Source organism: Gordonia sp. w5E2, from assembly GCF_036540975.1.
GTDB lineage: Bacteria > Actinomycetota > Actinomycetes > Mycobacteriales > Mycobacteriaceae > Gordonia > Gordonia jacobaea.
Window position 1 is genome coordinate 2,096,544 of record NZ_CP144213.1, and the last position, 26,859, is coordinate 2,123,402.

At 64.8% G+C, this 26,859-nt stretch carries 27 protein-coding genes and 1 pseudogene; 21 read left to right on the plus strand and 7 right to left on the minus strand.

Translation table 11 applies throughout. The annotated features are described in order from the left end of the window. The first annotated feature begins 58 nt into the window (after positions 1–58). Positions 59–1,372, plus strand: a complete 1,314-nt coding sequence (locus RND64_RS09545; RefSeq protein WP_442903974.1) for an MATE family efflux transporter — start codon at positions 59–61, stop codon at positions 1,370–1,372. Positions 1,373–1,410: 38 nt separating this feature from the next. Here the strand turns inward: RND64_RS09545 and RND64_RS09550 are convergent, their stop codons facing one another. Further along, on the minus strand, positions 1,411–2,190 hold the full coding sequence (locus RND64_RS09550) for a hypothetical protein (RefSeq protein ID WP_331436607.1): 780 nt from the start codon (positions 2,188–2,190) through the stop codon (positions 1,411–1,413). 58 nt (positions 2,191–2,248) lie between these two features. Here RND64_RS09550 and RND64_RS09555 point away from each other — a divergent pair, with 58 nt between their 5' ends. The 3 genes from RND64_RS09555 to truB are packed head-to-tail and all read left to right on the plus strand — an operon-like array spanning position 2,249 to position 4,789. Further along, positions 2,249–3,235 (plus strand): metallophosphoesterase family protein, encoded by a 987-nt coding sequence (locus RND64_RS09555; protein WP_331436608.1) that lies wholly within the window; start codon positions 2,249–2,251, stop codon positions 3,233–3,235. Further along, positions 3,232–3,888: a 4'-phosphopantetheinyl transferase family protein gene (locus RND64_RS09560; protein WP_331436609.1), complete on the plus strand. Its 657-nt coding sequence runs from the start codon at positions 3,232–3,234 to the stop codon at positions 3,886–3,888. The genes RND64_RS09555 and RND64_RS09560 overlap by 4 nt, the downstream gene beginning before the upstream one ends. A 1-nt stretch (position 3,889) precedes the next feature. After that, a complete protein-coding gene (gene truB / locus RND64_RS09565; RefSeq protein WP_331436610.1) occupies positions 3,890–4,789 on the plus strand; it encodes a tRNA pseudouridine(55) synthase TruB in 900 nt (299 codons plus the stop codon). A 39-nt stretch (positions 4,790–4,828) separates the two neighbouring features. Here truB and RND64_RS09570 read toward each other — a convergent pair whose 3' ends face one another. Then, the gene (locus RND64_RS09570) at positions 4,829–5,533 is read right to left on the minus strand and encodes a metal-dependent transcriptional regulator (protein WP_005204465.1); all 705 of its coding nucleotides are present in this window, start codon (positions 5,531–5,533) and stop codon (positions 4,829–4,831) included. A 205-nt stretch (positions 5,534–5,738) separates the two neighbouring features. On the opposite strand from RND64_RS09570, the gene RND64_RS09575 reads away from it, so the two are divergent. The 6 genes from RND64_RS09575 to RND64_RS09600 all read left to right on the plus strand — a co-directional run bounded on the left by RND64_RS09575 (position 5,739) and on the right by RND64_RS09600 (position 13,135). Beyond that, on the plus strand, positions 5,739–6,713 hold the full coding sequence (locus RND64_RS09575) for a bifunctional riboflavin kinase/FAD synthetase (protein ID WP_039855079.1): 975 nt from the start codon (positions 5,739–5,741) through the stop codon (positions 6,711–6,713). A gap of 167 nt (positions 6,714–6,880) precedes the next feature. Continuing rightward, complete coding sequence (gene rpsO / locus RND64_RS09580) at positions 6,881–7,150, plus strand: 30S ribosomal protein S15 (RefSeq protein ID WP_005204469.1); 270 nt, start codon at positions 6,881–6,883, stop codon at positions 7,148–7,150. A gap of 503 nt (positions 7,151–7,653) precedes the next feature. Further along, positions 7,654–9,942: a polyribonucleotide nucleotidyltransferase gene (locus RND64_RS09585; RefSeq protein WP_049697133.1), complete on the plus strand. Its 2,289-nt coding sequence runs from the start codon at positions 7,654–7,656 to the stop codon at positions 9,940–9,942. Positions 9,943–10,073: 131 nt separating this feature from the next. Then, positions 10,074–11,576: a putative nucleotidyltransferase substrate binding domain-containing protein gene (locus RND64_RS09590; RefSeq protein WP_049697469.1), complete on the plus strand. Its 1,503-nt coding sequence runs from the start codon at positions 10,074–10,076 to the stop codon at positions 11,574–11,576. 28 nt (positions 11,577–11,604) lie between these two features. Then, positions 11,605–12,366: an NRDE family protein gene (locus RND64_RS09595; protein WP_049697134.1), complete on the plus strand. Its 762-nt coding sequence runs from the start codon at positions 11,605–11,607 to the stop codon at positions 12,364–12,366. Positions 12,367–12,460: 94 nt separating this feature from the next. Next, positions 12,461–13,135 carry a GAP family protein gene (locus RND64_RS09600; RefSeq protein ID WP_152929971.1) on the plus strand — a complete coding sequence of 225 codons (675 nt, stop codon included), beginning with the start codon at positions 12,461–12,463 and terminating at the stop codon, positions 13,133–13,135. Between the two features lie 78 nt (positions 13,136–13,213). Here the strand turns inward: RND64_RS09600 and ald are convergent, their stop codons facing one another. Next, positions 13,214–14,329: an alanine dehydrogenase gene (gene ald, locus RND64_RS09605; RefSeq protein ID WP_049697136.1), complete on the minus strand. Its 1,116-nt coding sequence runs from the start codon at positions 14,327–14,329 to the stop codon at positions 13,214–13,216. 173 nt (positions 14,330–14,502) lie between these two features. Between ald and RND64_RS09610 the strand changes: the two genes are divergently transcribed. The 4 genes from RND64_RS09610 to RND64_RS09625 all read left to right on the plus strand — a co-directional run bounded on the left by RND64_RS09610 (position 14,503) and on the right by RND64_RS09625 (position 16,784). Continuing rightward, positions 14,503–14,985 (plus strand): Lrp/AsnC family transcriptional regulator, encoded by a 483-nt coding sequence (locus tag RND64_RS09610; protein ID WP_005204483.1) that lies wholly within the window; start codon positions 14,503–14,505, stop codon positions 14,983–14,985. A 75-nt stretch (positions 14,986–15,060) separates the two neighbouring features. Continuing rightward, positions 15,061–15,813 (plus strand): 4-hydroxy-tetrahydrodipicolinate reductase, encoded by a 753-nt coding sequence (dapB, locus tag RND64_RS09615; RefSeq protein ID WP_049697137.1) that lies wholly within the window; start codon positions 15,061–15,063, stop codon positions 15,811–15,813. A gap of 6 nt (positions 15,814–15,819) precedes the next feature. Next, complete coding sequence (locus RND64_RS09620) at positions 15,820–16,335, plus strand: hypothetical protein (RefSeq protein WP_049697138.1); 516 nt, start codon at positions 15,820–15,822, stop codon at positions 16,333–16,335. Continuing rightward, positions 16,332–16,784 (plus strand): flavodoxin family protein, encoded by a 453-nt coding sequence (locus tag RND64_RS09625; protein ID WP_049697139.1) that lies wholly within the window; start codon positions 16,332–16,334, stop codon positions 16,782–16,784. Before RND64_RS09620 ends, RND64_RS09625 begins: the two co-directional genes overlap by 4 nt. Here RND64_RS09625 and RND64_RS09630 read toward each other — a convergent pair. Beyond that, a complete protein-coding gene (locus RND64_RS09630; RefSeq protein WP_049697140.1) occupies positions 16,774–17,607 on the minus strand; it encodes a hypothetical protein in 834 nt (277 codons plus the stop codon). The two genes, RND64_RS09625 and RND64_RS09630, sit on opposite strands and share 11 nt — an antisense overlap. Positions 17,608–17,768: 161 nt before the next feature. Between RND64_RS09630 and RND64_RS09635 the strand changes: the two genes are divergently transcribed. After that, complete coding sequence (locus RND64_RS09635) at positions 17,769–19,385, plus strand: hypothetical protein (RefSeq protein WP_235434254.1); 1,617 nt, start codon at positions 17,769–17,771, stop codon at positions 19,383–19,385. A gap of 29 nt (positions 19,386–19,414) precedes the next feature. Here the strand turns inward: RND64_RS09635 and RND64_RS09640 are convergent, their stop codons facing one another. Together RND64_RS09640 and RND64_RS09645 are read right to left on the minus strand one after the other, a co-directional pair. Beyond that, on the minus strand, positions 19,415–19,624 hold the full coding sequence (locus tag RND64_RS09640) for a hypothetical protein (RefSeq protein ID WP_053117313.1): 210 nt from the start codon (positions 19,622–19,624) through the stop codon (positions 19,415–19,417). A gap of 85 nt (positions 19,625–19,709) precedes the next feature. Continuing rightward, on the minus strand, positions 19,710–20,531 hold the full coding sequence (locus RND64_RS09645; protein WP_049697141.1) for a hypothetical protein: 822 nt from the start codon (positions 20,529–20,531) through the stop codon (positions 19,710–19,712). Positions 20,532–20,740: 209 nt separating this feature from the next. Between RND64_RS09645 and RND64_RS09650 the strand changes: the two are divergent. Further along, positions 20,741–20,908, plus strand: a pseudogene (locus RND64_RS09650) (flavodoxin family protein); the annotation flags it as partial. A 230-nt stretch (positions 20,909–21,138) separates the two neighbouring features. After that, positions 21,139–21,816 carry a GAP family protein gene (locus tag RND64_RS09655; protein WP_049697473.1) on the plus strand — a complete coding sequence of 226 codons (678 nt, stop codon included), beginning with the start codon at positions 21,139–21,141 and terminating at the stop codon, positions 21,814–21,816. 6 nt (positions 21,817–21,822) lie between these two features. Here the strand turns inward: RND64_RS09655 and RND64_RS09660 are convergent, their stop codons facing one another. Continuing rightward, on the minus strand, positions 21,823–22,194 hold the full coding sequence (locus RND64_RS09660; protein ID WP_049697142.1) for an HNH endonuclease: 372 nt from the start codon (positions 22,192–22,194) through the stop codon (positions 21,823–21,825). Between the two features lie 105 nt (positions 22,195–22,299). Between RND64_RS09660 and RND64_RS09665 the strand changes: the two genes are divergently transcribed. From RND64_RS09665 to RND64_RS09680, 4 genes are all read left to right on the plus strand, one after another. Further along, complete coding sequence (locus RND64_RS09665; RefSeq protein WP_049697143.1) at positions 22,300–23,133, plus strand: thymidylate synthase; 834 nt, start codon at positions 22,300–22,302, stop codon at positions 23,131–23,133. A gap of 228 nt (positions 23,134–23,361) precedes the next feature. After that, positions 23,362–25,023: a PE-PPE domain-containing protein gene (locus RND64_RS09670; RefSeq protein WP_049697144.1), complete on the plus strand. Its 1,662-nt coding sequence runs from the start codon at positions 23,362–23,364 to the stop codon at positions 25,021–25,023. Between the two features lie 9 nt (positions 25,024–25,032). Then, entirely contained in the window at positions 25,033–25,557 is a 525-nt protein-coding gene (locus RND64_RS09675; protein ID WP_049697145.1) for a dihydrofolate reductase, read from the plus strand. A gap of 11 nt (positions 25,558–25,568) precedes the next feature. Then, positions 25,569–26,813 (plus strand): winged helix-turn-helix domain-containing protein, encoded by a 1,245-nt coding sequence (locus RND64_RS09680; protein WP_049697146.1) that lies wholly within the window; start codon positions 25,569–25,571, stop codon positions 26,811–26,813. The last annotated feature ends 46 nt before the right edge of the window (positions 26,814–26,859 follow it).

Consider the following 26,859-nt stretch of genomic DNA (forward strand, 5'->3'; position numbering starts at 1 on the left):
CCGACCGGCCGACGCCGAGGCGAGCGCCCCGGACACGGGGATACGCCGAATCGCCGTGTTGTCGGTGTCGGCGCTTGCGGTGCTGACCGCGCCGCCGCTGTATCTACTCCTCGACCTCGCCGTCGTGGGACGCCTCGGCGGCGACGAACTGGCCGCGCTCGGCGTCGGCGCTCTGGTGCTCTCCGTGATCAGCACCCAGCTCACCTTTCTCTCGTACGGGACAACCGCGCGATCTTCTCGACGGTTCGGCGCGGGCGATCGCGCGGGTGCGGTGGGAGAGGGCGTGCAGGCGACGTGGCTCGCGCTCGGCGTCGGTGCGGTGATCGTCGCCGTGATCTATCCGCTCGCGCCGTGGGTGATGCGACTCATGGTCGGCACGTCGGGTCCGGATGCGAGTCACGTTGCGGCGGAAGCGACGTCGTGGTTGCGAATCGCATGCTTCGGCGTGCCGCTCATTCTTGTGTCGATGGCGGGCAACGGCTGGATGCGTGGCGTCCAGGAGACCCGTCGACCGGTCGTGTACGTCGTGATCGGATTGTCGATCGGGGCGGTTCTGCTGGTTGGGCTGGTGCACGGGCTGTGGTTCTTCCCGCGGCTCGGCTTGCAGGGCAGCGCAGTTGCCAACGTCGTCGGACAGTCGATCACCGGTCTGCTGTTCGCGGTGCGACTCCTCCGTGAGGTACTTCCCGACGGCGGGCGTCGCGCGCTACGTCCTCGATGGGCCGTGATCAGGGCCCAACTCGTGATGGCGCGCGACCTTGTCGCGCGCAGCCTCTCGTTCCAGGTGTGCTTTCTCTCGGCGGCTGCCGTTGCCGCCCGCTTCGGGGTGGCCGCCGTCGCCGCTCATCAGCTGACACTTCAACTGTGGGAGTTCATGTCGCTGTTCCTCGACTCGGTGGCCATCGCGGCTCAGGCCTTGGTCGGTGCCGCGCTCGGGGCGGGTGCGGTCACAGCGGCGCAGAACGTCGCCCGCAGGGTCACCATCGTCTCGGTGGTGGCTGCGTCGACAATGGCAGCGGTCTTCGCCCTCGGCGCCGGCGTGCTGCCGAGGCTGTTCACCAGCGACGCCCGTGTGCTTGACGCCATCGGCACGCCCTGGTGGTTCTTTGTCGCCATGCTGCCGATCGCGGGTGTCGTGTTCGCGCTCGACGGCGTGCTCCTGGGCAGCGGCGACGCCGCTTACCTACGTACTGCGACGTTGGTGGCAGCGCTCGTCGGATTCCTACCGCTGATCTGGCTGTCGCTGGCCTTCGACTGGGGGCTGGCCGGCATCTGGACCGGCCTCGTGGTGTTCATGGTGATCCGCATGCTGACCGTCGTGCGGCGGATTCGATCGGGCCGGTGGCAGCGGGTCGGACACGAGCGCGGATAGCCGACGGCACCAATGTCGACGGGTCGCGCGGCGACCACTCAAAAGCCGGGCTGTGGGTACGCAGGTCGCGGTCTGCTCTGAGTGCGTCCGCGTCGGATGGCGAGGCCGATTCCGTCGCAGGCCCACACACTGAGGATGCCGAGCACACAAAAACCGACGTATACGGTGCCGTTGAGAAGCCAGGTCGTGATAAGTGACTCCGGATAGTTGACTGCACCCTCGACCCATACGCCTGCGGCGCTCAGCGCGAGCGCCGGGATAACGCCGATCAGTGCGAATGCGGTTCTTCGGCGTGCGACCGACCACCCGACCACGACGCCAAAGATGGCTAGTCCGTTGGCGGTGTTCGACCACAGGGCAATAGTGTCGTGGCTAAAGTCCCTGTACAGGCGCGGGCCGCCGACGGCCCACAATACGTCGAGTACACGTTGCAATCCCAGGAACACCAGGGCGGCGCCGGGACCAAGGATTCGTTGCGGAGTGGATCGGGCCCACACCGCGAGAACGCCCACGAAAAACAGGGCCATTAACGTCCAGACGCCGACTCTCCACCAATCGCGCGACCCGAACTCGGCCACAATGACTAGGAGCGTGCAGATCACAACATAGAAGAATCCCCCGATCGCCGCGCTGACCAGGGCTTGTGCCCACCAGGGCCCGCGGTTGCCGATAGGCGTGCGGGATCGAGGTCGCGGGCGATACGCCGGGTACGCGGGCATGTTCGGGGGAGCAGGCGGCTGTGCAACAGGCGGCTGGGGTTGGCTCGGATACACGTGCGCATCCTGACACAAGGTGGAACGCCACATCGAGTGGGTCACCGGTGATTCATTCGGTTGAAAACAGTGGCGCCGCGGCCATCTGGCACGATGGATCCTCGTGGCTACACTCTGGGCGATCAGCGATCTTCACGTCGCGCACCGCGGCAACGAGAGCATCGTCGACCAGATTCGACCGTCGGCTCCCGACGATTGGCTGATCGTCGCCGGCGACGTGTCCGAACGCACCGACGACATCATCGACACCCTGCGTCGACTCAAGGCTCGATTCGACACGGTGATCTGGGTGCCGGGCAATCATGAGCTCTACACCACCGCCAAGGACCCGCTGCAGATCTTCGGTGTCGCGCGCTACGACTACCTCGTCCAGGCGTGCCGCGACATCGGGGTTGTCACGCCGGAAGACATCTACCCGCTGTTCGACGCGGGCGATGGCAGCGAACCCGTCCGCGTCGTGCCGATGTTTCTGCTCTACGACTACACGTTCCGCCCGGAGGGCACCTCGACGGCGCTGCAGGCGCTCGCTGTCGCACGGGAACGCAACGTGGTGGCGACAGATGAGTTCTTGCTGTCCGCCGAGCCGTACCCGACCCGTGACGCGTGGGGGCGGGCCCGCATCGAGTCGACACGCAAGCGTCTCGAGGCACTCGACCCGGCAGAGAAGACCATCCTGATCAATCACTGGCCGCTGCGGCGCGAACCGACCGACGCGCTGTTCTACCCCGAATTCGCACTGTGGTGCGGAAGTGAACTCACCGCCGACTGGCACACGCGGTTCAACGCCGCATGCAGCGTCTACGGACATCTACACATCCCGCGCACCACCTGGTACGACGACGTGCGGTTCGAGGAGGTGTCGGTCGGATACCCGCGCGAGTGGAAGCGACGCGGCCTACCCGAACCGCTGCTACGTCAGATCGCACCCGATCCCGGTGTGCGCGAACAGGATCTACCCGATCACGGCGCGCGCTTCACGCTGCCACCGGATTATGCCGAGCGTGCCCGCGAGTTCGCCGAACGCGTGGCGCAGCGTCGAGCACAGCGAAGCTCGGGTCAGACGAGCTCAGGTCAGGAGGGCGACCAGTGATCGAACGACTCCTCCCACCCGGCGTCGCCTCCGCCGAATCCTTCGGCGACCCACCGGGTCTCGAGCCGATGCCCGCCGAGGAATCGCTGATCTCGCGCGCCGTCGAGAAGCGTCGTCGTGAGTTCATCACGGCGCGTCACTGCGCCCGTCAGGCGCTCGGCCAGCTCGGGATCGAGCCGACGCCGATCATGCGCGGCGACAAGGGAATGCCGTTGTGGCCGAACCAGATCGTGGGCAGCCTGACACACTGCGACGGATATCGTGCCGCCATCGTCGCGTACGCGATGGGCGTCAGGACGCTGGGGATCGACGCCGAGCCGCACGAGGTGCTGCCCGACGGCGTGCTCGAGCACACCAGCATTCTTGCCGAACGCGACGTCATCGCGCAGCGGCCGTCGGGACTGCACTGGGATCGACTTCTGTTCTGCGCCAAGGAGACAACCTACAAGGCGTGGTTCCCGCTGACCCAACGATGGCTCGGCTTCGAGGATGCGCACATCACGTTCGAGCAGACCGCGGAAAATATGGGTACCTTCCGCTCCCGAATCCTGATCGACGGCTCGGTCATCGACGGGGGAACACCGATCACCGAGTTCTCCGGACGCTGGCTGGTCGACGACGGTTACATCACCACGACGATCGTGATGAGCTGACATGGCCGACTCATCGATCGAGAACGCCGGATTGGTCATCGTCGACAAGAACGAGGGCATCACGAGTCACGATGTGGTCTCTCGCTGCCGAAAACTGTTCAACACCAGGCGAGTTGGCCATGCGGGCACACTCGACCCGATGGCGACCGGAGTGCTCGTGGTCGGCGTCGAGCGGGCGACAAAACTGCTCGGATTGCTCGCACTGACCACCAAGTCGTACACCGCGACCATCCGCCTGGGCGCCGCAACCGACAGCGACGACCGTATGGGCGAGGTCATCTCGAGCGCCGACGCGTCGTCGATCACCGACGAGCAGATCGCTTCAACGGTCGCGACACTCACCGGCGACATCGAGCAGGTGCCTGCCAAGGTCAGCGCGATCAAGGTCGACGGCAGGCGCGCGCACGCGCTGGCACGGACCGGCGAGGAGTTCGAGCTCGCCGCGAGGCCGGTCACCGTCTCGCGATTCGACGTGTTGGCTCGACGCGACGAGGGGGAGTTCGTCGACCTCGACGTCGTCGTCGACTGTTCCGCAGGAACCTACATCCGCTCTCTCGCACGCGATCTCGGCGCGGCAATCGGAGTCGGGGGACACCTGACCGCGCTGCGTCGAACCGCGGTGGGGCCGTTCACATTGGAACACGCACGGACCCTCGAGCAGTTGGCTGAGCGTCCCGAGCTCAGTCTCACGATCGACGAGGCTGCCCTGATCTCCTTCCCGCACCGCGATATCGACGACGACGAGGCCGAATCGATCAGTCAGGGACGGTGGTTGACGCCGATCGGGCGCAAGGGCATCTACGTGGTTGTCGACCCGGCCGGGCAGGCCATCGCGCTGGTGCAGGAAAAGGGGCGTCGGGCGAGTTCTGTGATGGTCGTGCGGCCGGCAACGCTGCGATAGCGACGCGTGGCTTGACGCGCTCCTGACAGTGCGTCGTGTTCAGTGCTCGGCGACGAGGAAGATCGCGCGAGCGGCGATGTCGCCGAGCACGATCGGCTCGGCGCCGTCGATCGAGATCGAGATCGTGCCGGCGAACGGACGTTTCTCGGAGACGTGGACCACGCAGTCCAGAGCGACTCCGAGTTGGTCGAAGTAGCGGAGCACCTCGGGATCGGTATCGGAGATTCGTGCGATCCTGCCGCCCTCACCCGTGTCGAGATCGGCGAGTGAGAACGCCTCCGGTGCGGGTATCGAGCCGTCGACACGCGGGATGGGGTCGCCGTGCGGATCACGGTCTGGATGACCGAGTTTGGTGTCGAGGCGCGCCATGAAGCGGTCGGACATCGCGTGCTCGAGGACCTCGGCCTCGTCGTGCACCTCATCCCACCCGTAGCCGAGTTCGCGGACGAGGAATGTCTCGATCAAACGGTGGCGTCGCACCATCAGCACCGCGGCCGCCCGACCCTCGTCGGTGAGGGTGACTGCGCCGTACCGCTCGTGTGAGACTAGGCCCTGATCGGCGAGTTTGCGGATGGCCTCCGACGCCGTCGACGCCGATACGCCCATCTTGTCGGCGAGCATCTTGGTGGTCACCTTGACCTCGGCCCACTCCTGGCTGGTCCAGATGACCTTGAGGTAGTCCTGGGTGACCGTCGACAACTCGGCCACGGACGTATCGGGACCGGCAGCTCGGGTTTGAGGCATGAAACGAGCTTAGCCCCGCCTACCGACGCCGAAGCCCCATGGCCGACCGAACCCGGCGCCATCGCGGCATGGACAACTGTCATTGGTGTGGTGGCATGCCGCGATTCACTGTGTGGACGTGCGTGATTCACGATGCGCCTTCGGATCGGCATCGGGCGGGCGCGGGTGCTGGTTCACCGGCGTCGGTCGCCGTAGGCTTGTCGGCGTGTTGCGATGGCGAGGTCTGGACGAGGTGCCCGCGGATTGGGGCAGGTGTGTGGTCACCATCGGTGTGTTCGACGGCGTGCATCGAGGACATGCCCAGTTGATTCACGCCGCGACCTCTGCGGCGGCCGAGCGCGGCATTCCGTCGGTGTTGATGACGTTCGACCCGCACCCCGCCGAGGTGGTTCGCCCCGGAACGCACCCACCACAGTTGACGACGCTGACTCGTCGAGCCGAGTTGGCCGAGGAGCTGGGGATCGACGTGTTCTGCGTGATGCCGTTCACCCCCGAGTTGGCGTCGCGTTCTCCGAAGGACTTCGCGCACAACGTTCTCGTCGAGAGCCTGCATGCCGCCGAGGTGGTGGTCGGTGCCAATTTCACCTTCGGGAAGAAGGCCGCGGGCAACGTCGAGAAGCTCACAGAGCTCGGTCAGCGTTTCGGGTTCGAGGTGCAGGCCATCTCGCTGTTCGGCGAGCACGCGGTGACCTACTCGTCGACCTACATCCGCTCGTGCGTTGCTGCGGGCGACGTCGAGCGCGCGGCTGAAGCACTCGGACGACCCCACCGCGTCGAGGGTGTGGTGGTTCGCGGTGACGGACGTGGGCGCGAATTGGGTTATCCCACAGCCAATGTCGCACCCCCGATGTACGCTGCCATTCCGGCTGACGGGGTGTACGCCGCGTGGTTCACGGTCCTCGGGCCCGGACCGGTCGTGGGCCAGGTGATTCCGGGGGAGAGCTACCAGGCGGCTGTGTCGGTGGGTACCAACCCGACGTTCTCCGGGCGTACGCGGACTGTCGAGGCATTCGTCCTCGACACCACGGCCGACCTCTACGGTCAGCACGTCGCCGTCGACTTCGTCGACAGAATCCGCGGCATGGAGAATTTCGACAGCATCGACGATCTGCTGACCGCGATGAGCGGGGACGTCGACAAGACCCGAGGCATCCTCGCCGCGACCCAGAGCGGTTCGTAGGACCACGGACGCTTTGGCGCGATTTGGGCTGGGACCTGCGCGGTTGGTAACCTGACATGTCGGTGCCGCTGCAGTCCGCGGTGGCGCACCGAATCAGCGTTGACGATCCCGGGTGGGATTGCCGCTGGTCACAGATGACGCGGGACTGAAACAACAGGAGTATCTCCATGGCATTGACTGCCGAGCAGAAGAAAGAAATCCTCACCGAGTACGGCCTGCACGAGACCGACACCGGCTCGCCCGAGGCCCAGGTCGCGCTGCTGACCAAGCGCATCACCGACCTCACCGAGCACCTCAAGGAGCACAAGCACGATCACCACAGCCGTCGTGGTCTGCTGCTTCTCGTCGGCCGTCGCCGTCGCCTGCTCAAGTACGTCGCCAAGGTCGACATCGCACGCTACCGCTCGCTGATCGAGCGCCTCGGCCTGCGTCGCTGAGCGACCTCGACGTTTCGTCGCTGAGCGACCCTGGTTTCCGTCGCTGAGCGACACGCGAACTCACGAACCGGTCATCTCCCACGTGGAGGTGGCCGGTTCGTTGTTTTTCGGTGTCGTCGTTTCCTGGTCTCAGGGGCCGCGATGATAGGCTGACAAGCGGAACGTTGCAGATTTGTGTGCTCACACACATGTCGCAGAGTCAGATCGGTCCTCGGTAGTGGCCGCCGGAATCGCCAGATGATTCCGACCGCTTCGATCGAAGGCCGTCTGAGCACCCACGGGTCGCACTAGGGCGGCCCTGGCATGCAGTGGCCATTTCGCGCGATGTTCTGGGCCGGTAGTGGCGCTACGCGCGCCCCGGTGCGCGAGTTCATTCGCGCAGTTCATCGGGAGCGCACGTCAGTCTGTCGCTCCTGGTCCCAATCCGCATATTCGGGTCGCTATGAGCGGCCACCACCACGGTCGCGTCGAATGCGACCGGCACGAAGGGATTCATAGCCCACATGACAGATGTCACCACCACTGAGGTCGTCGAGGAGTTCGACGACGCGATCACCGAGGCAACGGCCGTCATCGACAACGGCAGCTTCGGCACCCGCACCATCCGGTTCGAGACCGGACGTCTCGCCCTGCAGGCAGCCGGTTCGGTAACCGCCTACCTCGACGACGAGACCATGCTGCTGTCGACGACAGCGGCGTCGAAGCACCCCAAGGAGCACTTCGACTTCTTCCCCCTCACCGTCGACGTCGAAGAGCGTATGTACGCCGCGGGACGCATTCCCGGGTCGTTCTTCCGCCGTGAGGGCCGTCCGTCGACCGACGCGATCTTGACCTGCCGTCTGATCGACCGTCCGCTTCGTCCGTCGTTCGTCGACGGCCTGCGCAACGAGATCCAGGTTGTCGTCACCGTCCTGAGCCTCGACCCCAAGGATCTCTACGACGTCGTCGCGATCAACGCGGCATCGGCGTCGACCCAGCTCGCGGGCCTGCCGTTCTCCGGCCCCGTCGGTGGCGTGCGTGTCGCGCTCATCCCGACCGAGGAGAACAAGGCCGGCCAGTGGGTGGCGTTCCCGACCGTCGAGCAGCTCGAAGGTGCAGTCTTCGACATGGTCGTCGCCGGCCGCATCGTCGGAGAAGGCGATGACGCCGACGTCGCGATCATGATGGTCGAGGCCGAGGCAACCGACAACGTCATCGACATCGTCGCAGGCGGCGCGCAGGCACCGACCGAGGCCATCGTCGCCGAGGGCCTCGAGGCTGCCAAGCCGTTCATCGCTCGTCTCTGCGAGGCACAGAAGTCGCTCGCCGCGGCTGCTGCCAAGGAGACCGCTGAGTTCCCGCTCTTCCCGGCCTACGAGTCCGACGTCTACGACGCCGTCTCGGCTGCTGCCACCGAGCGTCTCTCGCAGATCCTCACCATCCCGGGCAAGCAGGAGCGCGACGAGAAGACCGACGAGCTCAAGGCCGACATCCTCGCCTCGCTCGGCGAGCAGTTCGAGGGTCGTGAAAAGGAGATCGGCGCGGCATACCGCTCGGTCACCAAGAAGCTCGTGCGTCAGCGCATCCTGACCGACCACTTCCGTATCGACGGTCGCGGCATCACCGATATCCGGTCGCTCTCGGCCGAGGTCGCCGTGATCCCGCGCGCCCACGGTTCGGCACTGTTCGAGCGCGGCGAGACCCAGATCCTCGGTGTCACCACGCTTGACATGGTCAAGATGGCGCAGCAGATCGACTCGCTCGGACCCGAGACGTCGAAGCGCTACATGCACCACTACAACTTCCCGCCGTACTCGACCGGTGAGACCGGTCGCGTCGGATCGCCCAAGCGTCGCGAGATCGGCCACGGCGCGCTCGCCGAGCGTGCCCTCGTGCCGGTGATCCCGAGCGTCGAGGACTTCCCGTACGCGATCCGTCAGGTCTCGGAAGCGTTGAGCTCCAACGGTTCCACCTCGATGGGTTCGGTCTGTGCGTCGACCATGTCGCTGCTCAATGCCGGTGTGCCGCTGCGCGCTCCGGTCGCGGGCATCGCGATGGGCCTCGTGTCCGACACCGTTGACGGCGAGACCCGCTACGTCGCGCTCACCGACATCCTCGGTGCCGAAGATGCCTTCGGCGACATGGACTTCAAGGTCGCGGGCACCAAGGACTTCGTCACGGCGCTGCAGCTCGACACCAAGCTCGACGGCATTCCGTCGAAGGTGCTGGCCGGCGCATTGAGCCAGGCCAAGGACGCGCGTCTGACCATCCTGGACGTCATGGCCGAGGCCATCGACGAGCCCGACGAGATGAGCCCGTACGCCCCGCGGATCACCACCATCAAGATCCCGATGGACAAGATCGGCGAGCTGATCGGCCCCAAGGGCAAGACGATCAACGGCATCACCGAGGACACCGGTGCCAACATCTCGATCGAGGACGACGGCACCGTGTTCATCGGTGCTGCCGACGGCGTCTCGGCGCAGGCCGCGATCGACAAGGTCAACGCCATCGCCAACCCGCAGCTGCCCAAGGTGGGCGAGCGCTTCCTGGGCACCGTGGTGAAGACCACCGCCTTCGGCGCGTTCGTGTCGCTGCTGCCGGGCCGCGACGGTCTGGTGCACATCAGCAAGCTCGGTAAGGGCAAGCGCATCAACAAGGTTGAGGATGTCGTCAAGGTCGGCGACAAGCTTCAGGTCGAGATCGCCGACATCGACGAGCGCGGCAAGATCAGCCTCGTCCCCGTCGACGACAGCGACAAGTCCGGCAGCGATGCGGAGAAGTCCGACGACAAGGCTTCGGCAGACGCCTGATCTGCTGACGCCGCGGCGCTCGCCGCGAGAACTCGACGGCCCGTCGTCCACAATGGAGTGGACGGCGGGCCGCCGTCGTCGGTGTGGACACGTTCGTATGTTCGCGAGGAATTCGGTGAGGGGGAGTGACGATGGCGGAGGATGAGCGTGGTGGTGAGGCCGGCGGGGTCGGCGCCTTCGCAGACAAACTCACCGTCGCGCACCGGCGTGAGCCTGCCGGATCGGTCGACCACACCGTCGAGAGCCTCATCCGCTCCGCCCCGGTTGTCGGCACGGCCGACATGTCGGTGCGGGAGGCGGCCCAACTGATGACCGAGCGCAATCGCGACCACGTGCTGATCCCGTTGCGCGACGGCGGTTTCGGAGTGCTCACGGACGCGATCATCCGTGAGCGAGTGGTCGCGGCGGGCGCGTCGCTCGATACCCCGGTGACAGAGCTGACGCAGCGACGCGCAACCGTGGTCGCGCCGCACGTCGCAGCCACCGATGCGCTCACCACCATTCTCGAAAACGACCTGACGGCACTGCCCGTCGTCGACGCGGGGGGAGTGGTGCGCGGAGTCGTCGCACCGTCGGACTTCGTGGCAGCACCCGGAGGGCCGAGTGTTGCTCTGCGCGAGCAGATCTCACGCGCGCGCGACGTCGTCGAATTGCAGGAGCGTGCGTCGCGGGTGCCGTACCTGATCGCTGATCTGGTCCGCCGCGAGCAACCCGCACACTCGGTCACCACTATGGCTTCTCTTGTCGTCGATGCTGTGGTCCGTCGTGCGCTCGAACTCGTCCTCGCCTCACATCCGGAGCTGGACCCGACCAAGCTGACGTGGATGTCGTTGGGCAGCAACGCTCGTCGGGAGACAGTGTTGAGTTCCGACATCGACTCGGCCGCCTCGTTCTCCGACGACGTCAGCGACGAGCAGGTGCAGGCCTATCGAGTGGCTTTCGGCGAGGTCGACACCGTGCTCCGCGGAGCGGGTATGGCCGTCGACGACAACGGCGCGATTGCCTCGATGCCGTTGTTCTCGCGCACTCACGCGAAATGGCGCGCGGCAGCGGAACGGTGGCTCGCCGAGCCGTTGGAGAACAAGGGCATGATCCTCACGTCGTTGTTGATCGACGCCCGTCCCATCTGGGGCGATGAAGGACTCCCCGCGGTCGGCGAGGTGTTCGCCGACCTTCGACGCCATCGCGGAACGCTGAACCTCCTGCTGTCGGAAGCTCTTGCCACCAGAGCGAAGATGCGGTCGATGCGCGATGTGCTGACTCGTCGAGGCGACGACTTCGACATCAAGGAACATGCGATCGGTCCCCTGGTGAACTTCGCCCGCTGGGCGGCGTTGTCGGTGGGGTCGACGCAACTCGACACCCGAGGTCGGTTACGCGCCGCGTCGGGAACCGAATTATTGTCCGACGACCAGGCCGACACCCTGATCGAGGTCTTCGAGATCTTGCAACGGATACGGCTCAATTACCAAGTCGCACAGTTCGATCGGGGTGAGGACGTGAGCGACGTGCTGGACATGAAGCGATTGTCGCCGCTCGATCGAAGCATGGTCGCGCAGGCCGTACGCGAGATCGCCGGGGTGCAGCGTCGGGCCGCCAACCGCGCGCACTATCTGCCGGTAGGTTCGACGTAATGAATTCTGTGACAAGGGGTCGCGCGCGGTGTGTCTGATTCTGTTCGCCGTCGACGCCGACCCGAGATACGAGTTTCTCCTGGCCGCCAATCGTGACGAGATCTACTCGCGACCGACCGAGGGGATTCACCGGTGGGCCGATGCCCCGATCATCGGCGGTCGTGATCTAACGGCGGGCGGCACCTGGATGGGTGTGTCGACGACGTCGCCACGACGCATGGCGGCGGTGACGAATGTGCGCATCGGCGAGCCGAAAGTGCTGCCGGACAAACGATCACGCGGCGACCTGCCCGTCGACTTCCTCGTCGGTGAGGCCACCCCGCGGGAAGCGGCGGAGCATCTTGTGCGACACGCCGACGAATACGCGCCGGTCAACCTGCTGGTGGCCGACGGCGTCGACGTCTGGTGGGCGACGAATGCGCCCGTGCCCGAGGCGAGGGCCGTGGCGCCCGGCTGGCACGGATTGTCGAATGGCGTGCTCGACAGCGACTGGCCCAAGGTGACCGATGGTGTTCGACGGTTCCAGCACGTCGCGGCCGAGCCGGGCGCGCTGCCGGACGACTACCTTGCGATGCTCGACGATCGGCGCCTGGCCGACCCTGCGCGACTGCCGGACACGGGCATCGACCCCGAGCGTGAACACGAGCTCTCAGCGATGTTCGTCGACATGGATGGCTACGGCACCCGCGCCTCGTCGGTGCTGCGGATGGGACGCGACGGCCGTGGCGACCTGACCGAGCGTCGTTTCCACGAGGGAAAGGCCGCCGCGACCACAGTGCTGTCCTGGTGATTGCCCCGGTGACTGGTGTCTGTCAGCGACGCGGTCCATCGCGCTGCACCCCCGAGTGTCGGCATTGCAGCCGCAGTCCGGTTATGTTGCTCAGGTGATTCGCGCGGCAGTCGACGTCCTACCCATTGCACTCGGCCTACTGATGGCGTCGGCGCCACTGGTGATGGTCAGCATGGCGCTGGTGATCAGACGGTCGGTGGGGGCTGGTTGGAGCTTTCTGCTCGGCTGGATTCTCGGGCTCGCAATCGTCTGCGGGGTGGTGGTCGCTGTTGCCGACCTGGTGTCCATCGCCGGTGACACGGGGACCGTCGGCGGCGTGGTCGGCGTCGTCGTGGGCGTCATCCTCCTCGGCCTCGGCGTCTGGAAGTGGTACGGCGCGTGGCGGAACCCGAACAAGGGCGACGTGGCGTCGTGGTACGAGTCGATCGAGCGTATGCGCGGTTCAACGGTCTTCGCCTTCGGCATCGGAATGGCGGCGCTGAACCCCAAAAACCTCTTCCTCGCTGTCGCGGCCGGTGTCGCCGTCGCCGAGGCGACCGACAACATCGGAGCTCAGGTCGTCGGAATCGTCGTGTTCGTCCTCGTCGGCAGCATCGGAGTGGCCGCACCCACCGTGGCAACGCAGTTGGCGGGAGACCGCGCAGGACCGACGCTGGCGCGGGTCGACGAGGTGATCACGCGATACAACTCAGTGATCGTCGGTGCCGTGCTGATCATTCTGGGCGCCGTCGTGACGACCAACGGGATCGATGCCCTGCTCGCGTCCTGAGTTGCGGGCGCGGCTTATACGACAACCGCCGGGCCCGAGGCGATCTCGGGTCCGGCGGTCTCGCGATGGAGGTCGTGGTCAGTTGGTGGCGAACGGGTTCTGCTCGGCCGGGATATCGAGCGCTGCGCCGACCTCGGCGTTGAACAACGCGCCGGCGTGGGTGCTCAGGCCGCCTGCGAGTGCGGCGTTGTCAGCCAAAGCCTTTTCCCAGCCCTTGTCGGCGAGCTGCAGCACGTAGGGGAGCGTGGCACCGGTGAGCGCCTGCGTCGATGTGCGGGCGACGGTGCCGGGCATGTTGGCGACGCAGTAGAACACGGTGTCGTGCACGGTGAACGTCGGGTCGTCGTGGGTGGTGGGCCGCGAGTCTTCGAAGCAGCCGCCCTGATCGATAGCGATGTCGACGAGCACCGCGCCCGACTTCATCTGCGCGACAAGGCTGTTGGGGACGAGCACGGGTGCCTTCGCGCCGGGGACGAGCACCGCACCGATCACGAGGTCGGCCTGCTTGACGGCCTCGGCGAGTGCGAGCGACGTCGAGTAGCGGGTGTGGACGCGTCCGCCGAAGCGGGCGTCGACGGCGCGAAGTTTGGCGATGTCGAGGTCGAAGACGGTGACCTGTGCGCCCATTCCCATCGCGATGGTCGCGGCGTTGACGCCGCTGACACCAGCACCGATGACGACGACGTCGGCGGGTTCGGTGCCGGGGACGCCGCCCATTAGCACGCCGCGGCCGCCTTCGGAACGCATGAGGTGGTAGGCGCCCACCTGGGGAGCGAGTCGGCCGGCGACCTCGCTCATCGGGGCGAGCAGGGGCAGCGAGCCGTCGGCGGCGCGGACGGTCTCGTAGGCGATCGACGTCGTCTTGGAAGCCAGCAGCGCATCGGTGCACGGGCGGCTGGCCGCGAGGTGCAGGTAGGTGAAGATCGTCTGGCCCTCGCGCATGAGTCCGTACTCGGCCTCGATCGGCTCTTTGACCTTGAGGAGCAGGTCGGCCTGCTCCCAGACCGCGGCCGCGGTGTCGAGGATCTGTGCGCCCGCGGCCTTGAAGTCGGCGTCGTCGATGGCGGACCCGAGGCCTGCACCTGCTTCGATGATCACGTCGTGGCCGCGCTTGGTCAGCTCGGCGACACCGGCGGGCGTGATGGCGACGCGGTATTCGTTGTTCTTGATCTCTGTGGGGATGCCGATACGCATCGGGAACTCCTAAGAAAGTTTTGGGGTGGTGGTCACGTGGTGGCGCTGCGGAGGCGCTGCTCTGCGCTGAACACCTTCAAGCGTGAAGGAACGTCGACAAGCGCACAACATTGATGAGGAAAGTTCTGTAGATTGTGTATCTGGATGAAGAATCGTCATATCGAGGAGTTGTGATGGCCGCCACGCCGAAGGATGTTCGGGCAGTCGAGCTCGACGCGACCGATCGAGAACTGCTGCGTGTCCTGCAACTCGATGCGCGCATCCCCAACAGTGAGCTCGCGGCACGAGTGGGGATCGCGGCGTCGACAGCGCACGGGCGCCTCCGACGGCTCGTCGACGCCGGTGTGATCCGCGGATTCTTCGCCGACGTCGATCCGGCTGCGGTCGGACGGCCGTTGCGAGCGATGGTCGCCGTGAGCTTGCAGTCGGATGCTCGCGGGCAGATCCGCCAGTTCGTCGGCGAGATCGCACAGCGAGACGAGGTGATCGACGTCTTCTTTCTCGCAGGTGCCGACGACTACCTGCTGCACGTCGCGACCGCCGACACGGAGGCATTGCGCACGTTCGTCGAGATGCTCAATGCCAGACGCGAGGTCGCAGGGACCACGACGTCGCTGGTATTCGACCACCAGCGTGGCGATGCGCCGATCTACTGAGGGTGGGCACGAAAGTGCCGCCCACTAGACTCGGACAAGAATGTTCGACCGAGCACGCACGAAGAGGGAGCACCGATGAGCGACGAGATCAGAGTTGGCGTATTCGGCAGCGGGGGCAAGGTCGGGCAGGCCATGGTCGACGCTGTCGAGGCCGCCGAGGATCTCGTGTTCACCACCGGCGTCGACAAGGGCGACGATCCCGTTGCCTTCGTCGACACAGACACCTCCGTCGTCATCGACTTCACGCATCCCAGTGTGGTCATGGATAACCTGAAGTTCTTGATAGAGAACGGAATTCACGCGGTCGTCGGTACGACAGGTTTCACGGCGGAACGTCTTGCGCAGGTGCGCGAGTGGTTGTCCGACGCGCCTGGCGTCGGGGTGCTGATTGCACCCAACTTTGCGATCGGAGCCGTCCTGTCAATGCGTTTCGCGCAGCAGGCCGCACGCTTCTTCGACTCCGTCGAGGTCATCGAGCTACACCATCCGCATAAGGCCGACGCGCCGTCGGGCACCGCATATCGCACGGCGGCGCTGATCGCCGAGTCGCGTGCGCAGGCGGGCGTCGGGCCGAGCCCAGATGCCACGACCGAGGAACTCCCCGGTGCGCGGGGGGCCGTTGTCGACGGCGTGCGTGTGCACTCTGTCCGACTCGCCGGTCTCGTCGCACACCAGGAGGTCCTCCTCGGCACGCAGGGTGAGACGCTGACCATCCGCCACGACTCGATCGATCGCAGTTCGTTCGCGCCGGGTGTGCTGCTCGGCGTTCGCCAGATCGGCACCCGGCCGGGCCTGACCGTCGGGCTCGACGAACTGATGGACCTGTAACTGCCGATGTCTGCCGAGCCGAGCAAGAAGCAAAAGAAGGATCCGACGCAGCGCGACGCCCGCCCGATCGTGTGGATGATCGCGTTTCTCGTCGTCGCGATGATCGTCTACTTCGTGCTGCTCGGCAGGACCGGTGTGCAACTCATTGCGCACGGCGGCGTCGTGGCGGTGGGGCTCGGTATCGGAGTGTTGATCCTGCCGTTCCTTGGTGCGTGGCTGATCTGGTCGACGTTGCGTGCGGGCATCGAGCATCAGAAACTGGCGCGGATCATGGCGCAGGAGGGACGTGAACTCAACGTCTCCGACCTGCCGCGTCGAGCGTCGGGTCGCATCGAACGTGAGGCTGCTGACGAACTGTTCGCCCAGGTCAAGCAGGAGTGGGAAGCAAACCCGTCCGATTGGCACAACACGTATCGGATCGCGCGCGCCTATGACTACGCGGGCGATCGCTCTCGAGCCAGAGAGATGATGAAACGCGCCGTGGCGCAGTTCCATGGACGTGAGCAGCGGCCAAGCGCATGAGTCGCCTGCTGATCGTCCACCACACGCCGTCGCCGCATTGCCAGGCGATGTTCGAGGCGGTGGTCAGCGGTGCAACGGACCCCGAGATCGAGGGCGTCGACGTCGTGCGTCGTGCCGCACTGTCGGTGTCGACCAGCGACTTCCTCGACGCCGACGGGTATGTCCTCGGCAGTCCCGCCAACCTCGGTTCGATCTCAGGGGCCCTCAAACACGCCTTCGATTGCTCGTACTACCAGATCCTCGACTCGACGCGGGGCCGCCCGTTCGGCCTCTACCTTCACGGCAACGAGGGGACGGAGGGCGCGGAGAACGCGGTCGACCGGATCACCGCGGGGCTCGGCTGGGAGAAGGCCGCGGAGTACGTCATCGCGTCGAACAAGCCGGACAAGGCTGTGCTCGAGGCGTGCTGGGAGCTGGGTGCGACGATCTCGTCCCAGCTCATGGGGTAGGCGTATCAGTTGACCCATTGCCCGTGATCTCCTCGAATTCAGCCTGGCGATTGTGCTCGATGGACTGATGAAGGGTTTGCCACACGGTCGGGTCGAGATCCGAAAGGTCCTTTGGGAAAGGGGCATCGACCGGCGCGGTCAGCGCGCGGACTTCCTCGTCCAGTGTGGTGGTGGTAACCACCACATCGTCAGTCAAGACATCAGAACTGACCTCCAACAGCCCATCTTCGATCAGGGTCTTTAACATCATTGCTGTGTAGATGACTCGATCGCAGATCCGCGCCACTCCGTGGGCGGCGGCCTGAAAACGATCGTCGATGCTCAACTCGCGAACGATCGGGGATCGAGGCGATGCCGCATGAACGACGTCTCCGTAGAGCCAGGCGTACATCAGCTTCCGGTCGGTGATAGAGCCATTCGGAGTCGTCACGAGATATGCCTGTGCGTCGCGGTTAGCGTCGATGATTTCTCTCCAGAACTCTCGCCACCAATCCAAATCTATTTGCTCGCTGAGCGTTTCGGCACCTACAACCTCGGCGAGTGCATCGAGGACCTTGTCGTAGTAGATCGGTTCGCTGCTCAGAATCAGCGGACGGACTCTGCTGGCCAGCGACTCTAGAATCTCTTCGTCGGGATACTCAGCCCGTAGCCGATAGGTTTCTTCACCAGTCTTCGCATTCACCGTTACCGCCACATTGACTTCGCCTGTGTGCAGCTTCTCCATCAGCGCTGCCTGATCACGGATCAGCGAGTGCTCCATGATTCGGCGCGCACGGAGAATGAAACCTTCAACAATCGCCTGCGGGGTGGGCTTCTTGGCCATTCGACAACTTTAGGCGGAGGGGCGGACACCCACGCGCCGTATCCATGCGGGTGGGTGTCGAGGCCATCCATCGTCACCTTCCTCGCCGCAAGTGACTGATCTACCACTGGGGGCGGGTGCGGGCTCGACGCCTACCCGCTAATTGGTTCAGACTATTCGCAATGCTCCAGCGTGTCGGGGGCACCGTGTATCTGTATGCCATGACTTTGACAGTGCCCGAAGACATCCCGCGCTTCCGCTACATGCGATACGTTCGGCCTCCGGCAAATACGACCGGGACCCAGCGCGACGCGCAGCCCCTGTTCCCGATCCAGCCAAGTACTCGCACAATGCGAGTTGGCATTGACATCCAGACCTTGCCAGAACCGACGGCGGAACTGCTAAGGGTGGTCGGTCGGGACGACGAGGTTGAGCCGATTTTGATGGTCCAAAACGATGCTGGCGAACCGACAGCGTGGCTTCGTGCCCTCGGCTCTAGCGAGTGGTACGAGTTCACATTCACCACCGTGGAGGACGCCCCGATGTTCGCCGACGCATCGACTGTTGGTATTTCCGGCTATCGAGACGGCGAGCAATGGCTGTGGACGTCGGGGAACTTCTTCAGCATCTACGCGCAGCTCGATGAAGCGGCTCGCAAGGCATATTCGGACGACGATGGCCTGACCCTTGCCGATCGGCACAGAGCGTCTGCACTGGCAGCGGCGGCCGGTGCTGTTGGCGTAGACGTCATCGTCACGACGGCTCCGACCGCACTGCGAGACGACGTGGCCGACAATGACTCGGTCATCAGTGTCACCCCCAATCAGCTGCTACCCCTGTTTGGTCATTACCTTCGCAGCACAGGAAACCACGTGCTGGAATCGGCGAAGGGCAAATTGCAGGGGGGAAGTACGTATGTCCGAAAGTACAACGCCACATCCGTTGTCGACCTTTACCTCGCCGGGATCGACGCTTCGGTACCGCATCTCACCGCGATACGCCTGATGGCCACGATGGGCCGTGACTCTGATCTCGTCGAGTCTATGGCCGCGATAGCGCTGCGCCTAGGCCGTGCAGCGCGAGCCGTCGACAATCTCCTCGCTGTACTCAGTAACGGCAGCTCATCTGAGATGCAGCGGTCGGATACCGCCGAGATCACCGCCGAGGCATTCGACCGAATCTTGCTCTATCTTTGTGCGGCGATGGACAGATACGCTCGCGTAACCCGAACGCTACTCGACACAAGTCTGAATCCGGACAAGCAGCGTGGTTCGCTCACATCGGCGGTTGAACTGCGTTCGGTGATCGAGCAGTTCGAACCGACCGACACATCGAAACTCGAAGCGCTCGGCGCGTATGCGCGGGTCATCGGTCAGCTACGAAACCGTATTCATGCGTTGCCGCTCGATGCGCAGCACCAGCTATCTCGGGGCTATGGTTCGTCGACAACGGTGGCTGTAACTCTGGACGGCCTCGCTGAGTTTGATCCGGGTAGCACACCACTGAACCAGGACCAACTAGACCGCTTAGGAGTTTGGAACGCGCAGTCCTCAAATCCCTTTGAACCACGTTCATATGCCGCTGATCTAGCGACACTAGCGACCACGTTGTTTAAAGAGACGCTCCGATATGTCGAGGAGTTCTCACATTTCCTCATCCGCAATAAGACTCTTGCGACGATCACGACTGTGCAGCACCCAGTGCTGGGGTGTTGGGCGGACGATCCACGCCCGATGCCAGATGCGACCGGGAATGAGGTTCTGTATCGGGAGATGCTGGGATGGGCGGACTTTGGGTAGTAGGCGGTTCCTCGGCGGGACGCGATGGATCAGCCTCGCACGCCTGCCGGGGTGACCCCGAAGGTGCCCGGCGTCGCACCGCTCCTGATGTTGGCGAGTGCGAACGAGCGGGCGTCGGGGTCGTCGAGGGGCAGGAACAGCGCCTTGTCGACGTCGGACTGGGGTACCTCGCCATCGGTGTAAAGCTGGTGGGCGAGTCCGGCGATCGAGCCCCAACAGTTCGCCACCAGCCGCGGCATCGCACCTCTGTTGTCGCCCGATTCGCGGAAGGCGTCGAAGGCGCGGTGGTCGATGTGACGATCATGTACCGCTGGGGTGCGGAACTCAGATCAGTGGTCGCTGCGACTCGGGAAGGGACTCGATGTAGTCGTGCTGCGGGATTGTTCGGAGCTGACGCATCGTCGGTACGGTCCAGCCATTTTCGCCGGGGCGAGGTCCCCAATCGTCGAGCCACCACGGAAGGATTCCCAGCACGTAGCCGACATCCTTGGTGTCGCCCCACACCGCGAACTGCATCCCGAACTTGCGTAGCGCGAAGATGCAAGCCTTCACGTACTTCAGTCCGGCCAGGACCTCGCGAGCCTCGGCCTCAGTGATCGTGACAGTTTTGCGGTTATGGATCGCCCACCTTGCTTCGTGCGTGGTCACGCTGGTCTGGCTTTCCTCGTCCCACAGTCCGATGCCTCCCATGGTCACGGTCATCTCGTTAGGCTCCCAGTAGGGCACACGGAGAACCGTCACCGACTGGTTGGGACTCTGACCCGTGACCGAGGTGAAATGCAGCAAGTGACCGAGGTCGTCACGCATCGACTTGGCGCGCTTACACTCGTCGGTCCACTCAGTCTTGCTCGGTAGTCGCAGATTCAGCTTTCGGGCGACACGGCGCAGATCGCGTGCTATGTGCTCACCGTCCGGGTAGAAGAACGGCGGCTCCGTTGGCGGGTTCTCCGCGATGTTGTAGCGCAAGAACCGGACCTCCTCGATCACGGTCTCCCATGCGCCGCACACCTGCCAGAGGAGCCGACAGATTTCGGTCGACGGTTCGCTGAACCACTCGTCGGCGACGCGCTCACTCGCCTCGATCTGGCGTTCAAACTCATCGAACGAACTTGGGCTCTCCGACTTGTCACTGCTGTCACCGATCATGCGGGCTACGCTATCGCCCGCGGGTCCGGGGGATTATGGCGATTCCACCGCACTGCCTACGCGGCGTTGTGGTCGGGGTCGGCGTCCTCCAAGTGCGCCCTGACGGCCTTGCGCGCGTGCTGTTGAGGACCGGCGCACCGCGTTAGCGTGCCAGGTGGCCGCGCCGCTGCCGGTCATTCACGACGGCCACCGACCCGCGCCGCCCGTTCGGCAACGAGGGGACGGAGGGCGCGGTGAACGCGGTCGACCGGATCACCGCGGGGCTCGGCTGGGAGAAGGCCGCGGAGTACGTGATCGCGTCGAACAAGCCGGACAAGGCTGTGCTGGAGGCGTGCTGGGAGCTGGGCGCGACCGTGGCCGCTGGGCTATCGACCTAGGCGGGCCGGCAGGGATCGCAAACGCGGCTCGAGTCGGTGAACGCGGCTGGTGCACCAGCCGCGTCTGCCAGTTCGAGCCGCGTCTGGAACGTGAGGACACGGGCCGACGCCACCGCGCATTTTGTGCCGACTTTGCGGCCATCTACGACGAAAATGCACGACTGCTGGAAAACTTGCGCAAACAATCGTCGGCGAGTGCGGAAGGCGTCAATCGTGACAGGAGCAGCGGCGTGATCGCCACCGCGGTGGGAGATGTGTTGCCGATCGCGGTGACGGTCGCGATCAGTCCGGTCGCGATCATCTCGGGTGTCGTGCTCCTGTTGTCCGAACACGGCCGCGCCAAAGCGGTGCTCTTTGCTGTCGGGTGGATCGTCAGTCTGCTTGTCGTGACGGGCATCGCGGTCGCGGTGACGGACGTGGCAGAAGAGGATTCACCCGCCGCCACGGATGACGGAGTCAAGATCTTCACCCTGATACTCGGGCTGATCTTCCTTGGACTAGCAGTGATTTCCTGGCGAAGGCGACCCGCGCCCGGTGAGCCGGCAAGCGAAGCGAAACTCCTCGCCAGGGTGACGGCGATGTCGGGGCTGTCGGTGTTGGGGCTCGGGCTTGTCGAAGCGGTGGCGATCGTGAAGAACGTGCCACTCAGTCTCGGCGCGGGGGCGCGAATTGCCGAGGACACCGGGAACCGGTCAGAGGCGTGGATAGTGCTGGTGATCTATGTCCTCATCGCCAGTCTCGGCATCCTGCTCCCACTGCTCATTGCGATAGTGGGAGGTCACCGGCTCGATCCGGCGCTGAACAACTTCAGGGAGTGGCTCGAGGCAAATATCTCGCCGATCACCATCATCACGTGTCTCGTCGTCGGTGTGTACTTCGTCGGCAAGGGACTCGCAGTGTTCTCGTGAGGCCGGTCATTCCGTCGGTTGCGCCTCTTCGAAGGCGTCGGTCAGTTCAGCGATGATCTGGGCCTGCCGGACCAGGAACAAGCGTTCGTCGAGCTTCTTGCGACGCATCCACGTGGTGACCTCGGTATTGCACTTGCTGGCGTTGCATGATCGGCAGCACGGCACCACATTCCCCAGCGTGTAGCGACCACCACGGGAAATCGCCAACATGCAATCACGTTGCAGCGCAACACCATCGGCGCGACAGTATGCGCAGCCGCCCCACGCTTCTTTGAGTGCTGCCCACTGGAGGGGAGTCAGGTCGTGCGATTTCGCCGCGACTCGTGACCTGCGACGTCGTGCGTAGCGGTTGGCGCGGGTACGCGGGCGGGGCGGCACATAGCGAGCCTAGTCTCTTGTCACCACACATCACACGAGCCACACGCAACCCACGGGGGTGTCGCGAAGACCGGGGGCAGGTGCGACGGCCCTAGACTGGCAGGCGTGAGTACGGCCATCCGCGACCTCAGCTCGACAGAGACGATCCCGACGCCATATGAAGACCTGCTGCGTCTGGTGATGGACACCGGCACGCCCAAGGCCGATCGCACCGGGACCGGAACACGCAGTCTGTTCGGGCACCAGCTTCGCTACGACCTCGCTCAGGGTTTCCCGCTGGTCACCACCAAGAAGGTGCATCTGAAGTCGATCATCTACGAATTGCTGTGGTTTCTGCGCGGCGATTCCAACGTGCGATGGCTCCAGGACAGAGGCGTGACGATCTGGGACGAGTGGGCCGACGAGAACGGCGAACTCGGCCCCGTCTACGGCGTGCAGTGGCGGAGTTGGCCGACTCCGTCGGGTGAGCACATCGACCAGATCTCCGCGGCGCTCGAGATGCTCAAGACCAACCCCGACTCGCGACGCAACATCGTGTCTGCGTGGAACGTGGGGGAGATCCCGCAGATGGCGTTGCCGCCGTGCCACGCGTTCTTCCAGTTCTATGTTGCCGACGGCAAGTTGTCGTGTCAGCTCTATCAGCGCAGTGCGGATCTGTTCCTCGGAGTGCCGTTCAACATCGCGTCGTACGCGTTGCTCACGCACATGATGGCGCAGCAGGCCGGCCTCGACGTCGGGGAATTCGTCTGGACCGGCGGGGACTGCCACATCTACGACAACCACGTCGACCAGGTCAACCTGCAGCTCTCGCGTGAGCCGTATCCGTATCCGACGCTCCGACTGAATCCGCGCGAGTCGATCTTCGACTACGAGTTCGACGACATCGAGATCGTCGACTATCGGTCACACCCGGGAATCAAGGCGCCTGTCGCGGTCTGATCACGAGCAGCATCCGTTGTCCTTCGAACGGAGTGTTTATCGTGGCCTACTTTTCAGTGCCGACGGTATCGAAGTGTGATGTGTGTTACATCATGATTCACCGCGCGGAGATCTGATGGGCCTCACCGCACTCTGCCGGTCTCGTCGGTCGGGAGTGCCCTCGCGACCAACGGGCTGACTTTCGAAGTCGGGTCGGGAGCGGTCGGCCCGATCGGTTGGTAACTACATATGGGATCGATTCTGCGCGTCTGCGCCGCGATGGCGTCGGCGATCGGTGGCGTCATCGGAGCTGTCTGGGCGGCTGCCGTCATGACGGTGGCGAACGCGGCGACCGTCACGGCGCTCATCATGGGTGGTACCTGGAATCCGTTGGTGGACTTCGGTCCTCAAGCGCAAACCGACGAGTTCGTCGACACCTATCTCAACCTCATCGCGTCGAACTACCTCGCGCAGGCCAGTGGTGTGAACGCGGCCGACCTCAACAAGGTCGCCGTGTACACGCCGGAGGAGTTCGCGCCATTCACCGCGGGCGACCTGAGTTTCGATCGTTCTGTCGCGCTCGGAGTGGCGAATCTGAGTGCCTGTGTATCGGGTGCGAATGCGTGTCCGCGCAATCTCTCGTTCGGCACGCCCGCCGCGGGCGATCAGCTCGTCGTGTTCGGATACTCGCAGAGCACCAGGATCGCGGCGATCACCAAACGGTCGCTGATCGACTACTACTCGAGCGTCGGCTGGGCGTCGGCTCCCGACGTGTCTTTCGTTCTGGCCGCGGACGTGAACAGGCCCAACGGGGGAATCCTCGCGAGGTTCGCAGGATTGTCGATTCCGTTCCTCGGTATCAGCATGGACGGCGCGGCGCCGACGAACAGTTGCGTCGACGAGCAATGTCATTTCCGCACAACCGATATCAGCTTCCAGTACGACGGCTTCTCGGACTTCCCGTCACACCCGCTCAACGTGATCGCTGACCTGAACGCGGTTCTCGGCATCGCCTATCAGCACGGCCTCTATCCATTTGAATCACCGCTGGGCGCACCGGGCACCGTCGATCAGGGCGAGTACGGGGACACGCACTATTACCTGATTCCGGCAGAGGTTCTGCCGATCCTCGTTCCACTGGTGGGCGTGCTACCCGCGACGTGGATCACCGCGCTGGATATGCCGTTACGCACCATCGTCGAAATGGGATACAGCCGCGACATCAGTCCGGGGGAACCGCTTCCGGCGCAGTGGTTCCGGTTCTCGCCGGTGCGTGACGCCATCACCGTTGCGATCGCGATCGCGACAGGTATCGACGACGCTGTCGCGCAGAAGTCCGGCGATCCGTCCAACCGGCCACTCGGCACAACGGCAATCAACGGACCATTCGGGGTGCCGGAGTTCAGCTTCCGAGACTGGTTCGACGCCGCGCATCCCGACAGTTCAGCTGAATCCTCGCGCAGTTCGACTGTCGAGTTGTCGGCGGCTCCTGTCGCCGCTCAGGCACGATCCGCGCAGGTGAACGATTCGACCGTGGCACTTCCCGGTCAGCGCGACCCGGAGACGTCGGTGCCGCGCGCCGCCGAATCGGGCGAGGCTTCGGACAACTCGGCGGCGGGGGCCGAATCCATCAAGCCGGACACGCCGCCCTCCGGTCGTTCGGCGGCACCGCCGCGGCCTGGCAATCAACCGCAGGTGCCTTCGGAGGGCGAGTCGGCAGATCCTCCGAATGCGGGTGGCGGACCCGAGAGCGATAGCCGCCCTGTCGATGACGTGCCGAGTACCACCGACCCGGCAACAGCGCCGGCAGGCGGTACTCAGGCGACCGAAGGTGCTGCGGTACCGCATGATTCGTCACAGGTAGATCGGGGCGCGTCGACGCTCGGAGAGCCTGTCGGAGCGCGGCGGTAGTCTCTGTCCATGGCCACCGTCATCACACTCGTCTGGGCCCAAGACCGCGTCGGCGCCATCGGGCGTCAGAATGCGATTCCGTGGCGCGTTCCCGAGGACATGCGCCGGTTCCGCGAACTGACGGGCACCGACCCGGTCGTGATGGGACGAAAGACGTGGGAGTCGCTGCCCGAGCGATTTCGGCCGTTGCCGGAGCGCCGCAATGTCGTGATCACCCGCAACAGCGACTACGTCGCGCCAGGAGCCGAGATTGCGGGTTCGCTGCGTGAAGCGCTCGATCGGATCGTCGGCGCCGTCACGGTGATGGGTGGCGGGGCCATCTACGAGGCCGCGATGGAACACGCCACGCGATTGCACGTGACCGAGATCGACCTCCTCGTCGAGGGCGCCGACGCGTTCGCACCCGAGATCGACCCGTACGGGTGGGAGGTCGCGGAGACGACGTCGTGGGAGACGTCGTCGGGCGGACTTCGCTATCGATTCGTCGACTACTCGCGTCACGGCGCGACGTCGGATGTGCGTCGGGGAGCTTGATAGCCTCCGCGATGGCGTCTCCCGAGCTCACGGCCGCGCAGGCGGCCCGAATCGCCCTCACCGCACAGGGATTCGGTCCTCGACCCTTCGCGGGAACCGTGACACGCAAGCAGGTGTCGCGGATCGTCGAACGCACGCGATTGATCCAAATGGACTCGGTGAACATCGCGGTGCGAGCGCACTACCTGCCGTTGTTCTCGCGACTCGGCACCTACGACCGAACCCAGCTCGACCGCGCCGCGTGGCATCCCGGACGGGCCACTCGGATGCTCGTCGAATACTGGGCGCACGAGGCCGCGCTGATTCCGGTCGACGACTGGCCGCTGTTCGGGTGGCGGATGGAAGAGTACCGAGACGGACGGTATCTCCACACACGAGAACTCATGCGCGACAATCGGGCTCTCGCGGCAGACATTCGGGCGCTCATCGCCGAGATTGGACCGTCGACGCCGCGCCTGATCGAGAGTCATCTCGGAATCGAGCGTGAACCCAGTGCGCCCGGCGGCTGGTGGAATCGCGGCGACGTGAAGCATCTGTGCGAAGCGATGTTCGCCTCCGGTGAGTTGTCGGCTGTGCGAGACGCCAACTTCGGACGCCATTACGACCTCACCGAGCGCGTCGTCGGCGAGGTCGCGCAGCGCCGCATCGGCAGGGTCGATGCGCACAGACAGTTGGTGACGAATGCCGCTGCGGCACTTGGCGTCGCGACGGTCGCCGATCTCGCCGACTACTACCGACTCAAGCCCGCCGAGGTTCGCGGTGTCGTCGCCGAGTTGGTGGAAGACGCAGTGCTGCAACAGGTCTCGGTGCGTCACTGGAAAGACCCCGCGTTCGTGCACGCCGACACCGTGATTCCGCGTCGCATCGCCCATGCGGACGAACGGTCGGCGCTGCTGTCACCGTTTGATCCGCTGGTCTTCTTTCGTCCGCGTGCCGAACGGCTCTTCGGTTTCCGCTATCGCATCGAGATCTACGTACCCGAACACAAACGCGTACACGGCTACTACGTGCATCCCTACCTGCTCGGCGACGAGATCGTCGCACGCGTCGATCTCAAGGCCGACCGCGCCGCGGGTGTGCTCCGGGTGCCTGCGGCCCACCTCGAGGAGGGGAGTGACGCAGGCATGGTCGCCGAGCGCCTCGCAACCGACCTCGCAACGACGGCGCAGTGGCTCGGACTCGACGGCGTCGAGGTCGGTTCCCGAGGCGATCTGGCTGCCACCTTGGCTCATGCCACCGTCGGGGCTTCGGCATGACATGCTGTTCCCGGCTTTGAGACAATCCAGCAGGCATTCACCACAT

What these genes read in the sequence shown, in the direction of transcription:
- RND64_RS09585 (WP_049697133.1), top strand. Translation starts at nt 7,654, where the DNA reads ATGACAGATGTCACCACCACTGAGGTCGTCGAGGAGTTCGACGACGCG.
- truB (WP_331436610.1), top strand. Translation starts at nt 3,890, where the DNA reads ATGGCCGACTCATCGATCGAGAACGCCGGATTGGTCATCGTCGACAAG.
- RND64_RS09680 (WP_049697146.1), top strand. Translation starts at nt 25,569, where the DNA reads ATGGCGTCTCCCGAGCTCACGGCCGCGCAGGCGGCCCGAATCGCCCTC.
- rpsO (WP_005204469.1), top strand. Translation starts at nt 6,881, where the DNA reads ATGGCATTGACTGCCGAGCAGAAGAAAGAAATCCTCACCGAGTACGGC.
- RND64_RS09640 (WP_053117313.1), bottom strand. Translation starts at nt 19,624, where the DNA reads ATGCCGCGGCTGGTGGCGAACTGTTGGGGCTCGATCGCCGGACTCGCC.
- RND64_RS09645 (WP_049697141.1), bottom strand. Translation starts at nt 20,531, where the DNA reads ATGATCGGTGACAGCAGTGACAAGTCGGAGAGCCCAAGTTCGTTCGAT.
- RND64_RS09610 (WP_005204483.1), top strand. Translation starts at nt 14,503, where the DNA reads ATGGCCGCCACGCCGAAGGATGTTCGGGCAGTCGAGCTCGACGCGACC.
- dapB (WP_049697137.1), top strand. Translation starts at nt 15,061, where the DNA reads ATGAGCGACGAGATCAGAGTTGGCGTATTCGGCAGCGGGGGCAAGGTC.
- RND64_RS09670 (WP_049697144.1), top strand. Translation starts at nt 23,362, where the DNA reads ATGGGATCGATTCTGCGCGTCTGCGCCGCGATGGCGTCGGCGATCGGT.
- RND64_RS09620 (WP_049697138.1), top strand. Translation starts at nt 15,820, where the DNA reads ATGTCTGCCGAGCCGAGCAAGAAGCAAAAGAAGGATCCGACGCAGCGC.
- ald (WP_049697136.1), bottom strand. Translation starts at nt 14,329, where the DNA reads ATGCGTATCGGCATCCCCACAGAGATCAAGAACAACGAATACCGCGTC.
- RND64_RS09630 (WP_049697140.1), bottom strand. Translation starts at nt 17,607, where the DNA reads ATGGCCAAGAAGCCCACCCCGCAGGCGATTGTTGAAGGTTTCATTCTC.
- RND64_RS09590 (WP_049697469.1), top strand. Translation starts at nt 10,074, where the DNA reads ATGGCGGAGGATGAGCGTGGTGGTGAGGCCGGCGGGGTCGGCGCCTTC.
- RND64_RS09675 (WP_049697145.1), top strand. Translation starts at nt 25,033, where the DNA reads ATGGCCACCGTCATCACACTCGTCTGGGCCCAAGACCGCGTCGGCGCC.
- RND64_RS09635 (WP_235434254.1), top strand. Translation starts at nt 17,769, where the DNA reads ATGCTCCAGCGTGTCGGGGGCACCGTGTATCTGTATGCCATGACTTTG.
- RND64_RS09570 (WP_005204465.1), bottom strand. Translation starts at nt 5,533, where the DNA reads ATGCCTCAAACCCGAGCTGCCGGTCCCGATACGTCCGTGGCCGAGTTG.
- RND64_RS09625 (WP_049697139.1), top strand. Translation starts at nt 16,332, where the DNA reads ATGAGTCGCCTGCTGATCGTCCACCACACGCCGTCGCCGCATTGCCAG.